Below are 13,305 nucleotides of genomic sequence, written 5' to 3'. Positions count from 1 at the left end.
ATTCTAAGTTTAAATAATTACGTTATTATTTTGTTCTACAAGTCTTCTTTGGCCCAACACTGTAGTTATTTCGTTCATCTTATTTTGATTCAATGGATATATTGTCATAAACAAAGCTCCGAGTATGGCTATTGTTGCAGGTACCCAGCTCATTAGCATTTTTATGCCTGGGATTGCTCCTTCTATTGTTGTATGATCTTGTCCGTTGTAATGAAAAGCAGCGAGAATAAAACCGATAATTGCACCAGCAATTCCACCCCCAAACTTGGTAGCAAAGGAACCAGCTGAATATATTAAGCCAGTGGCTCTGCGTCCATTTTTAAATTCAGAATAGTCGGCTGCATCTCCCAGCATGGCAAAGAACAGAGTAGGGAATATGGCTGCTGCAAACTCAGAAACAATACCTAGTGTGAAAATGGCTGTTGTATCATTCGGTCCACAGAAAAATATGGCCGCATTGGTAATTCCAGAGAAAATCAGGGCTTGAATAAATAAGTTTTTCTTGCCAATTTTTTTGCTTAATGGAGCAGTAATCATCGCACCTGCAATTGATGCAAACATTAAGGCTACCATAAAGGATGCTGCCAGCAATTGATTGTGTAAATAATGAGTGAAATAGATCACTACAATTCCTTGTTTAATGGAATTGTAAATGCTGAAAAGTAAACCAATAGTTAGTAAAACCAGCCATGGTTTATTGTGGATCAAATCTTTTAAATCTTTCCAAAGATTATCCTGTTGTTCTTTGGGAGGTTGTACTCTTTCTTTTGTGTTCAAAAAGGTAATCAGCATGAAAATGGCCAGGAATCCAGACATGAGGTAAATGGAATTGCTGTAACCACTTCTTTGATCAATTACAACAATTTTATCCTCACTTAAATTGCTTTCGCCTGTTGCAATAAATGAATATTCCTTATTTGCTTCAATGCTAAAACTTATACTTTGAGATGGAGTGTTATCTTTTACCTGTTTTGTATCCCATGCGAATTGAGCAATTCCATCTTTGGTCTTGATATTCACATTTTCAACATCGCTTTCGGTGGAAATAATTACATGATACTTTTCGCTTGTCAATTCTTCAACTGTGATTCTTGGATTGATGTTTCCAAAATGTGCAACAAGAAAAAGCAAAGCTCCCTGTACCAACATGCCACCCGCAAAAGCGCCAACCATTCGATATGATCCAATACTTGTTCTTTCCTTGTCATCACCAGTCATTACAGCCATTAATGCACCATATGGAATATTGTTGGCTGTATAAATTAAAGTGAAAAGTATGTATGTGGTGTAGGCATATATAATTTTGCCAGTATTGCTTAGATTTGGAGCTGTAAATAGCAATGATAAAATAACAGCAAGTGGTATAGCCGTAAATAACACCCAGGGTCTGAATTTTCCATATCTGGTATTGGTTCGGTCACCAGCAATTCCCATTAATACATCACTGATGCCATCAGAAGATCGTGCTACCAGCATAAGCAAACCAACCGTAGCAGGGGCAATACCAAATACATCAGTGTAAAAAATAAAGAGAAAGGTCGCTACCCCGCGCCAGGCGATATTGGCAGCTCCATCACCTAAGGCATAAGCTATTTTTTCTTGAATTGATATTTTCCGGGATGTATTCATAGAATCTAGACAGTAAAATCAAACATTTCTTTTTTGGTTTTCTCGTAAACATCTCGACTAAACATGTACAAACGAGCGGGTTTGTGAGCAACTCCTTTTTGTTTTTCATCTAAAGGAATTAGATATTTCATTCGACCAATTTTCTTTCTGAAATTGCGCTTGTCTAATTCTGTGCCCAGAACCACCTCGTAAACATTTTGTAACTCTGTAAGTGTGAATTTTTCAGGAAGAAGTTCGAAGCCAATGGGTTCGTGTTTTATTTTGTTGCGAAGTGCCTTCAGTGCTTCATCAACAATTTGATTGTGATCGAAAGCCAATTCACCAATCTCTGATAAAGGAATCCATTTTGCAATGCCACATTTTGATTCAACAATGATATCGCGAGTGGAGATTAAAGAGAAGAATCCTATGGAAATGATTCTTTTATCCGGATCCCGACCATCATGGATTAACCATTTTCTGTCCTTGTCTTTTTTTAATCTGTCGGGATGAGCAAATGCTTTGAATTGTTCCAGGTAAACATTGTCGAGACCAGTTCGATCAAACAAAACACGGTAAGCAGCATCTTCAATGGTTTCGTCTTCGTAAATATGGTTTCCTGTTAAAGTAAGATCAGTAAATTCAATTTCTTTGGTAGATTCATTGCTAAGTGTTCGTTCTACAAGTAGCACTTGAAGTTCGTTGTCATTGTAGCCAAATATTACACAGTCTACAGATATGTAGTCATTTAAGATTCGATTTGCCATTTTGTATTTGTCGGTGTATTAGTCTTATAGTTCATATGTGTAAAAACTACACTAAGTGTATTATGATGCTAATGTATAACCTTTTTTGATATTGACAAAAAGTGTTTTTCAATTTTCAGCAATCGTATTCGATAATCTAATTGTGAAAAGTACACTAAGTAATTTGTATTTACTAGTGATACAGGATGGATGAATAATCAGCTCTTAAGCTTTTTATTTATAATGATTAAAAATAGTGTCGAATAAAATTGAATGTTCTCTAATAAGAGAACTTGTCTGGCTGTATTTTTAGGGTGTTTGATAATGAGTATGCAATCATTGAGAGATTGGTACAGCAGATGTTCTTTTATTATTTATTGCTTAGGTCAGGTGTTTTAAGTTGAGAGGATGTAAAACAAAAAAGGGTAGCAAATTGCTACCCTTTCGTGATCCAGCCAGGATTCGAACCTGGGACCCACAGCTTAGAAGGCTGTTGCTCTAATCCAACTGAGCTACTGGACCGGCCTTATAGAAACATTAAAATTTTAACTTTTAAGAAAGTTTTGTGATCCAGCCAGGATTCGAACCTGGGACCCACAGCTTAGAAGGCTGTTGCTCTAATCCAACTGAGCTACTGGACCATCCTTAAAAGGCGATGCAAATATAGGGATTAATTGCGCGTTTAAGCAAATGTTTTTGTGATTTTTTTTTGAAAAGAATAGCTGAAACGCACTAAATGCTTAGGTTTCAGAAAGAATAATTTTCAATATTTTTTATGGTGGGCAAAGATTTTTTAATGGGAGTGTGGAATTCTGGAGCAAAGTTTGGATGAAGTTTGGTTTTCTTTCAGAGAAAACTTCTTTTTTAAGGTGTTTTAAGATTTGAATAGAGAAATTATCTTTGCAATTCAATTTAGAAAAATGTCAAGAACGTACGCAGGAAATATCCCCAAGCTATATGCTATTAAAATTGCAAAGTGGTTCATGCTAACCATGCCCATCATTGTTCTGTTTTATCAGGAAAATGGTTTAAGCATGCAAGATGTACTTACCCTAAAAGGGATTTATTCTGTTGCTGTAGTAATTCTTGAAATTCCTTCGGGATATTTGGCCGATGTCTGGGGTCGCAAAAAATCACTGATTCTTGGTGCGATATTGGGATGTTTGGGATTTGTTGTTTACTCGTTTAGTTATGGGTTTACAGGTTTTCTTGCAGCTGAATTAATTCTTGGAATAGGGAGTAGTTTTATTTCTGGTTCCGATTCGGCAATGCTTTACGATAGTCTTTTAAAAATGAAACGTGAAAAAGAATATCTAAAACAGGAAAGTAGAGTAATGTCAGTTGGGAATTTTGCAGAAGCTATCGCCGGAATTGCAGGAGGTAGCTTGGCTTTGATTAGTTTGCGAACTCCTTTTGTATTGCAATCGTTTATCGCCTTTATTGCAATACCAGCAGCATTTTTACTTTTAGATCCCAATCAGGATTCTAAAAAATCGAAAGCAGGCTTCAAGCACATCCTATCAATTGTTAAGTTCTCCCTTTGGGATAGTGCAAAACTTCGTTGGAATATTATGCTTTCATCCGTAATAGGTTGTGCTACATTAACTTTGGCTTGGTTTATACAGCCCTATTTAAAAGATTTAGATATGGAAGTGAGCACCATTGGAGTGATTTGGACTCTATTGAATTTAACGGTTGGTTTTGTGGCTTTGTTGGCTCATCGGGTTGAAGGATATTTGGGAAAAATAGGAACTTCAGTTTTTATTGTAATTGGTATTTCAAGTGGCTTTATTTTAACGGGTTGGTTTCACTCTTTAATTGGAGTTGGCGTTCTGTTTTTCTTTTATTTTGTGCGAGGAATTGCTACTCCTGTGTTGAAAGATTATATCAACAGAATTACCGAGTCTGATATGCGAGCAACTGTTTTATCGGTGCGCAATTTTATTATCAGGATTTGTTTTGCTGCAATAGGGCCATTCCTTGGTTGGTATACCGACCATTACAGCATTTCATCGGCCTTAATGTTAGCAGGAAGCATTTTCTTTGTTCTGGGTGGGATGAGTGTGATTTTTATGAGAAAAGTTGAGAGATAATTGATTTTTCTTCCAGATACCCCCAATTAATCTACCTTAAAGGGGAGAAATTAGGTTGCAGATTTAAGTTTTTAGGTACAAGCATTTTACCATTCTACTTTTCGACTGTCAGACTTCAATCGTAAGTTCATCGTAAGCCAAATAAACATTTGCAGGAAGTTCGGCTTGAACATCATCATAGAATCCCATTTGGTGACTGATGTGAGTAAAGTAGGCCTTTTCTGGTTTTAATTCATTTACCAGATCAAGAGCTTCTGACAAATTGTAATGTGAAATGTGCTTTTCTTTTCTAAGAGCATTAACTACCAATACTTTTATGCCTTTTAGCTTCTCCATTTCTTCTGGCGGGATATAATTTGCATCAGTGATGTAAGCCAAATCTCCTATTCGATATCCATAAACCGGAAGTTTTAAGTGCATGGCTCTTATGGGTTGAATCGTTGTTCCATTTATTCTGAATGCCTGCTTGGTTACCTCGATCAAATTCATTTGAGGAATGCCCGGATACTTAAATTCTGCAAAAACATAGGCAAATTCTTTTTTTAGAGATTCTTGAACTCGTCTCTCTGCATAAATATTTACTGCAGTTTTGTTTACCCAGTTGAATGCTCTAATATCATCCAAACCTGCAGTATGATCCTTATGCTCGTGGGTAAATAGTATGGCGGAAATATTTTCTACACCAGCGCGCAGCATCTGGTACCTGAAATCAGGACCACTGTCAATCACAATGTTTTGATTGTCAACATGAATTAATACAGAAGTTCGTAATCGCTTGTCCTTTTTATTTTCAGATAAGCAAACAGGGCATTTGCATGCAATAATTGGCACGCCTTGAGAAGTTCCAGTTCCAAGAAAAGTTAGTTTTACCATGTTTTGTTCTAATCAGAATTCAACTCTTGCCTAATTTGATTTTTTTGAATCTCTGAGTTCTTTTCGGATGGATAGAAATAGTAAATAGGCCAATACAAATACTGCCAAAACAGCAGATGGAATTGCAGCTTTTTCGCCAAATAAAGTTAATGCTGTAACCACAGCAAAACCAGAGCTTTTTACCGTTACCAATAAGTTTTGAGTCATTGCAACAGGAGCAGCAACTCCAATTTTTTTGCTTATTTTCTCAAAAGTCCATCCTAAACCAAATATCCCCAGAAATAAAACCAAAGAAACCAGTAAGAGTATTTCAAAATTAGAAAAAAATACCTGTCGGTTTAAACCTACAGCGGTAAAAATTATGAGTGCAAAGCCCCAATCAACAATTCTACCTCTTACTTTTTCTACAGTTGGTTTTATAGGCTTCCACAGTAGAAGTCTGGAAATCAATAAGGGAATTATTACCAGCTGAACCATTGCAATGAATAAATCTGCAGGGTTTATGCCCCCGTCAACATTTGAGAATAGGCCTACGATTAGCGGTGCAAAAAATAATGAAGATATAAATGCACCTAAAGTTCCTACAATGGCATATTTCAAATCACCATCCAGAATATGAGAAAATGGAATAACAGCAACGCCAGGAGGTGTAGAGGCTATCACTACAAATCCTAAAAACAATTCGGGGGTAGGCATTAGGAAATAAGAAAGAGAAATAACTACTGCTCCAAAAACCACATAATTTAGAAGGGAACCAATAATCATTGGTTTGATCATTTTTTTTAATGGAAACATGGCTTTGGTTGAAATTCCTGTTGTAGAGAAGGTCATAACCACGGCCAATACGTAAAAAGTGTAATTTTTAAACAGGGATGCATGCTGGCCAATGGCTAAGCCTAAAATGACTGCCAATACCAAGATGAAGTTTCTATTTAATATGATTTTTGTAGCAAGTTCTTTCATTTTGTAATGATAAACGATGATTTAGATGTAAAGATGAAACTTTTTTGAATGGTTTCAAAATTATTTAGAATTATTCCAGATAGAAAGTGGTGATGAAAAATGGCTCTGTATGATTTATAGTGGGTAAATACCATAAGTGCCTAAAATACTTGGAATACTTGCAGTATTTAAAGTGAAAATGTTAGAGATAAAAGGCATCGTGAGGTGATCTAAAATAAACTGCTCAATTCGAGCGGTCTTTTGGGGTATTGGAAGGTCAAGCTACTTGCCCACAGTAATTCAAATAGAGTTGATTTTTTGTTAAGATCAAAAGGAGAGACAGCCAAAGGTTTCACGTTGATGACATGTACTCACTTTTTCACCTCTTTACTCATACATTCAATTATTTTGTACATTTGCCGAAAATTAAATCATCATGAAAGGCAAGTTATACCTTATCCCAACAACTTTGGGAGACACATCCATTAATCAGGTAATTCCTCAGGATATTCAAGAACTGATTCCTACGATTAAGCATTTTATTGTGGAAAATATAAGAACAGCACGCAGATATCTTAAAAAGGTAAATTCAGCTATTGATATTGATGAACTTCGCTTTTACGAATTAAATAAACACAGTTCGCCTAACGAAATTTCAGGATATCTGAATGCGATTAAAGATTTTGATATCGGAATTATTTCGGAAGCAGGTTGTCCAGGTGTTGCCGATCCGGGAGCAGACGTTGTAAAATTGGCTCACGAAAAGAATATTCAAGTAGTACCATTGGTTGGTCCATCTTCAATTTTAATGTCGCTGATGGCATCAGGATTTAATGGTCAAAATTTTGCCTTTAACGGATATTTGCCAATAAAATCCAATGAACGAGCCAAGAAAATAAAGCAGTTAGATTCAAGATCTTTAAGCGAAAATCAAACGCAAATTTTTATCGAGGCACCATATCGTAACAATAAATTGGTTGAAGATTTAATTGCAAACTGTAGTGGTGGCACAAAACTGTGTATTGCAGTTGATATTACCATGGAGAGTGAGTTTATTAAAACTCTTCCGGTAAAAGCATGGAAAGGAATGGATATCGATTTGCATAAGAAACCAGCTATTTTCCTAATGCACAGAGAAAAATAATATCTGTAAAAACAGCGCAGATTGTAAAACCTGCGCTGCGAACATCATAGTTAAAAATTTAGGCATAATCCCGACCGCCTAAAACCGGGATCATTTCTTGACTTCGTCTTAATATCTCTAAAAATTTACAAAACCACTATTTAAGACAAGACTTTGGTCGCCTGAAATAATGCAAATATCATACCATCAAGTCTTTTTTGTTGTCTAAATTAGACGTTTATACTCTTATAAAAAGTAGGTAATACAGCTTTAAATTTGTCAATGGCAGCCTTAAGATTATCTGTGGTTCTTCCTCCTGCAGCATTCATGTGACCTCCACCATTAAAATGAGCTGAAGCCACAGCATTTATAGGTACATTGCCTTTCGATCGGAATGAAATCTTCACCATGTCTTCCTTTTCGATAAAAATAACCGAAACCAACATGCCTTGAATTGATAAAGGGTAGTTTACAAAGCCTTCGGTATCGCCATCTTTGTAATTGAATTTCAATAAATCCTCTTTGGTTAAAGTGATAATTGCAGTTTGGTATTCGCTTAAAACCTCAAGTCCTTGATCCAAACAATGACCTAATAATTTCATTCTATCGGTAGAGAAATTATCGTAAACATTTGAATGGATTTTACTCTTATCTATTCCTCTTGCCAACAAATCTCCAACAATTTGGTAGGTTCTTGGGTTAGAGGAATTATAACTTAGGCCTCCTGTATCCGTAACGATTCCTGTGTATAAGCATTCTGCTATGTGAGTATCGATTAGGTTTTCATCGCCAAGAGCTTCGATAAATTCATACATTAACTCGCAAGTGGCACACATTGCTGTATCCGAAAACATCAAATCAACAATTTGCTCAGGTTCCGGATGGTGATCAATCATGATCTTTTTTGCTGGCAAGTTTTGCAGAACTTTCTCTAAATCTCCCGATCTTTTAAATGAATTGTGATCGACAATAAATACCAAATCGGATGATTTTAAATAATCCTCAGCAGCTTTTTTGCCACTGGTATAAATCATCACCTCCGAATTTTGAGGCAACCAATTCAAAAATACAGGATACGCACTCGGACTGATAATTTTAGGAGCTTTGCCTTTTTTCTTTAAATACTGGTATAATGCCAAGGATGAACCTATGGCATCGCCATCAGGGCCAGAGTGGGGGATTATCGCAATTTGTTTTGATTCCTCTAACAGGATCTCTGCTTTCTTAATCAAATCACTATCAATTCTATTCTTTATATTATTCATTCTCTTAAGAGTAAAGATGATTCAAAAATTAGTGGGTAAAGATAAAGATTGCGATGCAGATATTCATCATATCAGCTGAGATAACAATGTAAAGTCATTTTAAAAACAAAAAAAAGCTAATTAGAATTATTCCAAATAATTTACTGGGATTCTATTGCATGCCTAATTGGAAATGTTATTTTTGTGTACGAACATTAAATTTTATACACACAAATTAAAGAATGAGAAGCGATAGAACTTTTACAATGATTAAGCCTGATGCAGTATCAGCAGGTCATATTGGAGCAATTCTTGCAAAAATTAACGAAGCTGGATTTAGAATTGCAGCCATGAAATACACTCAAATAACAAAAGAACAAGCTAAGAAGTTTTACGAAGTTCATAAGGACCGTCCGTTTTACGATGAATTGACCGATTTTATGAGCTCTGGTCCGATTGTAGCTGCAATTTTGGAAAAGGAAGATGCTGTAGCAGCGTTTAGAAAGCTGATTGGTGCTACAAATCCTGCCGAAGCAGAAGAGGGTACAATTCGTAAAGAATTTGCAGAGTCGATGTCGAAAAATGCTGTACACGGTTCAGATAGCGATGAGAATGCTTGTATCGAAGGAGCATTTTATTTCTCTGCAACTGAAGTGATTTAAATAAGATATTAGCTGTTAGCAATTGGCTTTTGGCCTTTTGCTAATGGTTTCAATTTAACTTGGTGGCTTAAAATTAATGAAATGAGTGAATATATTTATTGAAATCATCACCAGGTACATTATTTTCCAATATTTTACCCAATCATTATTTCTATACTTGGCCATAATCATAGATATTACATATCCTAGAACTAAGGAAGCTAAAAATTGAAATAAAATTGCACCCAATGCAATGTTAATACTAACATCTCTAAAGAAGAGGTTAAAAGTAGAGGATACTACCAATAGAAATATTATTAGTGTGTATTTTTTTATTTCCATTAATAATTATCTCACCACAATTTCATCGATAATATTCGCCTGAACTTCTCGATTTAATGCTTTTGTCAATCCATCACGAATAATCATGAGTTCATTTCGAATTACAGATGAGCGAACCGCAACAAACAATCTTCTGTTGCGAATGTAGATGTCGGTAGTTGCATTGGCTACTGTTTTACCAATTACTTTTTCCCATGAGTTTACCAACTCATATTCCTTTAATTTCACATCAAGTTTCGATTCTTTTAGAACTTCCTTGATCAATTCATCTATTTTTTGAGTGTTGCTTCTTCTCATGATTCCGAATTTACAATAGCACCGTTAGCAATGGTAAAAAGTTGATACTCCAGAGCTGATCCTGATAGGATTTCATCCAAATGATCGCGATTGGTATCAGAAATAAAAATCTGACCAAATCGTTCTTCTGAAACCAAACGAACAATTTGCTCAACGCGATTTGAATCTAGTTTATCGAAAATATCATCTAACAAAAGGATAGGGGTAAAGCCTGCAATTTGTTTTATAAATTCAAACTGAGCCAGCTTTAGCGCAATTAAATAAGTCTTTTTTTGTCCCTGAGAACCCATTTTCTTAATTGGAAACTTTCCTAAGTTTAGGACCAAATCATCCTTGTGAATTCCTACTGTTGTATATTGCATTACCTGATCTTTCCAACGTGCATTGTCCAATAATTCACGCATTCCATGTTCGTGCAATTGCGATTTGTACTCCAGGCTAACAATTTCGTTTCCCTGAGAAATAATAGAATAGTATTCCTGGAAAACTGGCATTAATTTGTGCAGAAAATCTTTTCTCTTCTTATAGATTTCGGCACCTAAATTTATTAGCTGCTCATCCCAAATGCTTAAGGTGTCTTCGTCGTATTTGGTTCCTGCAGCAAAATCTTTCAATAATTTATTCCGTTGTTGAATAACTCGATTGTAGCGAATCAGATCATCCAGGTATTTTCTGTCGTATTGCGATATTACACTGTCCATGTACTTTCTGCGTTCCTCGCTGCCATCAGTAATTAATCTGCCATCGGCAGGAGAGACCATAACAATAGGAAGCAAGCCAATATGTTCAGATAGTTTTTTGTACTCCTTTTTGTTTCGCTTGAAATTCTTCTTTTGTCCACGCTTTACACCGCAATACACTACTTCTTCCAAGTCCTTACGATGATAATTTCCTTCTAAAACCATGAACTGAGCATCATGATTGATGTTGTGCTGATCGGTAGAAGAAAAAAAGCTTTTACAAAAGCTTAAATAGTAAACTGCATCGAGAAGATTGGTTTTTCCCATTCCATTATTGCCGATAAAACAATTGATTTTTGGAGAAAAATTTAATTCCAACTCAAGTATGTTCTTGTAGTTTATAAGAGATAGTTTTTCAAGATGCATGTGCAAAACTTTAAGGTAACGCTGCAAAATTACGAAATAAAATCAATTCAAATCAGCGAAAGCTTTGCAATAATTAAGTTCTAATTTATTCTCATTTTTTATATTAATCATGCTTAATATTTGGTAAAAAAAATTACATTTGCGTTAGAAAAAATAAACCTATTAATTATTTGAGTATGTCGAAGAACAAAAACAATCCGGAAACTGCGGATAATTTCGAGAATCTAGAAGAGGCGTTAAGTAAAACTGAACAATATATAGAGAAGAACCAAAAGAAATTGACTAGCATTGCTTTTGCTGTTATTTTGGTTGCTGTTGCAATTTTTGCTTATCAAAAGTATTACAAAACTCCTCTGGAAGAAAAAGCTCAGAATCAATTGTTCCAGGCTCAAAGATATTTCGAACAAGATTCATTTAAATTGGCTTTAAATGGTGACGAAAACTATCCTGGATTCTTGGAAATAGTTGACGAATTTGGTTCAACTGCAGCTGGTAATCTTTCTAAGTACTATGCTGGTATTTCATATTTAAGAATTGGTGAGTATCAAAATGCGATTGATAAACTTAAATCTTTTAGTTCGGATGATTTCCTTTTAAGTTCTTTAGCTAAAGCTGCTGCAGGTGATGCTTATATGGAATTAGGAGAAAATGCTAAAGCTGCTTCAAACTATATGGATGCAAGCACAATTAACGCTAATGATTTTACAACTCCTATTTACTTGCAAAAAGCTGGTTTAGCTTACGAAATGATGGGAGATTACAAAAAAGCATTGACTGCTTACGAAAAAATTGAGAAAGATTTTGCCAAATCAGCAGAAGCTCGTGATATTGAAAAATACATTACAAGAGCGAAAGCAATGATGAAGTAATTATCTTTATAAGATATTTGAAAACGGAAATCTTAATTGGTTTCCGTTTTTTTTTGCTTCAACAAATTACATGTAGAGATTTCTCTTCAATGCTTACTGTAAATTTTGTTCCCACCTTTATTGGTTCTCCATCTAAATGGGCGAAATTATTCTCTTGAGTGATTTCAAATGCCTTTCCTTTTATTCTTCTATACAAAGAGTGATTTTCTACAGTACCAGTTAGAGTTTTAAAGGCAAGCAAAGGAATTTGTAGGTAGGATGGTTTTTTAAGCAATACCAGGTCTATAATTCCATCAGAAGCATCTGCACCAGGGGCAATGTAGGCATTGTTGCCAAACTGACTGGCATTAGCAAAACACATCATAAACCCATTTAATTGATAATCTTTCTCTTTGGTCTGTACAATGAAATTTTGGTTTTTACTTTGATTAAAACAGCGTAAGCAGGCTATGATATATGAGAAAAGTCCTCTGGCTTTCATATTTTGAAACATTCGGCTGACTTCGGCATCGAAACCTATGCCTGCAACACAAAAGGAATACATGTCGTTTATTCTAATAGCATCCATTTGCAGGCTATGCATTTTATTAATGAGTTTTATCGCGTTTTTTACCGATAAGGGAATTTTAAGGTGCCTGGCGAGTCCATTTCCGGATCCTAGCGGAATTATACCCATTGGGATATTAGAATGCACCAAAAACCTTCCGATTTCATTTACTGTACCATCACCGCCAACAGCAATAATAGCTTTGTATTCTCCAACCGAAGCTTGTTTTGCAATCTCAGTAATGTGTCCGGCATATTCCGAATACTTAAAATGAGGTTTAAAATTATCGGTATCCAAATATCGAATAATATCCTGATGGATATTTTTACCTGCTTTTTTGCCTGCAATTGGATTTATAATGAATAGAATTTTCTTCATGTCACATTCATATCTCAGAAATGAAATTATTAAATCAGCTTCAATATTTTTTTAATATCGATTCACAATTACATCATCGAATATAATCATTAAAAGAACTCTAAATGCTCCGATGCTTAGCATTCAATGCTTTAGAATCTTGCCAGTATAATTCCAAACTTAAAAATTTCAATATAATATGCTGATATTGTGACTATAAACTAGAGTTGAGGTGGTGTAATATTGACATGAAAAAAGTATTAAAAAAAAATGTCAAAAATATTCGCTAGGAAATCAAACACTTACATAAAAAACTGAATATTTTTTCAAAAAAAAGCTTGGTAGCCCTTGTATATTCTACCAAAGCCCCTATATTTGCAACCGCAATCGAGAAACAAACAACAGTTCTTTTACATAGCGATTGCTTTTGGGGAGATACCAAAGTGGCCAACTGGGGCGGACTGTAACTCCGCTGACTTTCGTCTTCGTAGGTTCGAATCCTGCTCTCCCCACAAAA

Annotated in this window: 12 protein-coding genes and 3 tRNA genes; 5 read left to right on the top strand and 10 right to left on the bottom strand. The window is 35.3% G+C overall.

The genetic code is table 11. From position 1 onward, the window contains the following. Positions 1-9 precede the first annotated feature (9 nt). From NQ163_RS02295 to NQ163_RS02280, 4 genes are all read right to left on the bottom strand, one after another. A complete protein-coding gene (locus tag NQ163_RS02295) occupies positions 10-1,629 on the bottom strand; it encodes an MFS transporter (protein ID WP_268188686.1) in 1,620 nt (539 codons plus the stop codon). 5 nt (positions 1,630-1,634) lie between these two features. Next, entirely contained in the window at positions 1,635-2,375 is a 741-nt protein-coding gene (locus NQ163_RS02290) for an NUDIX hydrolase (protein WP_268188685.1), read from the bottom strand. A 426-nt stretch (positions 2,376-2,801) separates the two neighbouring features. Continuing rightward, positions 2,802-2,876 (bottom strand) — tRNA-Arg (locus NQ163_RS02285). Positions 2,877-2,920: 44 nt separating this feature from the next. Then, positions 2,921-2,995: transfer RNA gene (locus NQ163_RS02280), tRNA-Arg, on the bottom strand. 279 nt (positions 2,996-3,274) lie between these two features. Here NQ163_RS02280 and NQ163_RS02275 point away from each other — a divergent pair. After that, positions 3,275-4,447 carry an MFS transporter gene (locus tag NQ163_RS02275; RefSeq protein WP_120241398.1) on the top strand — a complete coding sequence of 391 codons (1,173 nt, stop codon included), beginning with the start codon at positions 3,275-3,277 and terminating at the stop codon, positions 4,445-4,447. Between the two features lie 108 nt (positions 4,448-4,555). On the opposite strand, the gene NQ163_RS02270 is transcribed toward NQ163_RS02275, so the two are convergent. Both NQ163_RS02270 and NQ163_RS02265 read right to left on the bottom strand, forming a co-directional pair. Continuing rightward, the gene (locus tag NQ163_RS02270; RefSeq protein WP_268188684.1) at positions 4,556-5,320 is read right to left on the bottom strand and encodes an MBL fold metallo-hydrolase; all 765 of its coding nucleotides are present in this window, start codon (positions 5,318-5,320) and stop codon (positions 4,556-4,558) included. A gap of 30 nt (positions 5,321-5,350) precedes the next feature. Further along, the gene (locus tag NQ163_RS02265; protein ID WP_268188682.1) at positions 5,351-6,283 is read right to left on the bottom strand and encodes a bile acid:sodium symporter family protein; all 933 of its coding nucleotides are present in this window, start codon (positions 6,281-6,283) and stop codon (positions 5,351-5,353) included. 415 nt (positions 6,284-6,698) lie between these two features. Between NQ163_RS02265 and NQ163_RS02260 the strand changes: the two genes are divergently transcribed. Beyond that, complete coding sequence (locus NQ163_RS02260; protein WP_120241395.1) at positions 6,699-7,406, top strand: SAM-dependent methyltransferase; 708 nt, start codon at positions 6,699-6,701, stop codon at positions 7,404-7,406. A 209-nt stretch (positions 7,407-7,615) separates the two neighbouring features. Here NQ163_RS02260 and NQ163_RS02255 read toward each other — a convergent pair whose 3' ends face one another. After that, the gene (locus NQ163_RS02255; RefSeq protein ID WP_268188681.1) at positions 7,616-8,650 is read right to left on the bottom strand and encodes a DHH family phosphoesterase; all 1,035 of its coding nucleotides are present in this window, start codon (positions 8,648-8,650) and stop codon (positions 7,616-7,618) included. Between the two features lie 221 nt (positions 8,651-8,871). Here NQ163_RS02255 and NQ163_RS02250 point away from each other — a divergent pair, with 221 nt between their 5' ends. Beyond that, entirely contained in the window at positions 8,872-9,291 is a 420-nt protein-coding gene (locus tag NQ163_RS02250) for a nucleoside-diphosphate kinase (protein ID WP_268188680.1), read from the top strand. A 327-nt stretch (positions 9,292-9,618) separates the two neighbouring features. Here the strand turns inward: NQ163_RS02250 and NQ163_RS02245 are convergent, their stop codons facing one another. Both NQ163_RS02245 and recF read right to left on the bottom strand, forming a co-directional pair. After that, positions 9,619-9,909, bottom strand: a complete 291-nt coding sequence (locus NQ163_RS02245; RefSeq protein WP_268188679.1) for a DUF721 domain-containing protein — start codon at positions 9,907-9,909, stop codon at positions 9,619-9,621. After that, positions 9,906-11,015: a DNA replication/repair protein RecF gene (gene recF / locus NQ163_RS02240; RefSeq protein ID WP_268188678.1), complete on the bottom strand. Its 1,110-nt coding sequence runs from the start codon at positions 11,013-11,015 to the stop codon at positions 9,906-9,908. Before recF ends, NQ163_RS02245 begins: the two co-directional genes overlap by 4 nt. A gap of 176 nt (positions 11,016-11,191) precedes the next feature. Between recF and NQ163_RS02235 the strand changes: the two genes are divergently transcribed. Continuing rightward, positions 11,192-11,884 carry a tetratricopeptide repeat protein gene (locus NQ163_RS02235; RefSeq protein WP_268188677.1) on the top strand — a complete coding sequence of 231 codons (693 nt, stop codon included), beginning with the start codon at positions 11,192-11,194 and terminating at the stop codon, positions 11,882-11,884. 58 nt (positions 11,885-11,942) lie between these two features. On the opposite strand, the gene NQ163_RS02230 is transcribed toward NQ163_RS02235, so the two are convergent. After that, a complete protein-coding gene (locus NQ163_RS02230) occupies positions 11,943-12,809 on the bottom strand; it encodes a diacylglycerol/lipid kinase family protein (RefSeq protein ID WP_268188676.1) in 867 nt (288 codons plus the stop codon). A 408-nt stretch (positions 12,810-13,217) separates the two neighbouring features. On the opposite strand from NQ163_RS02230, the gene NQ163_RS02225 reads away from it, so the two are divergent. Next, positions 13,218-13,300: transfer RNA gene (locus NQ163_RS02225), tRNA-Tyr, on the top strand. Positions 13,301-13,305 lie beyond the last annotated feature (5 nt).

Origin of the sequence: Marinifilum sp. D737, assembly GCF_026672275.1 — a bacterium.
Classification (GTDB): Bacteria; Bacteroidota; Bacteroidia; order Bacteroidales; family Marinifilaceae; genus Marinifilum.
This window is presented reverse-complemented; position numbering and strand designations above follow the sequence as displayed.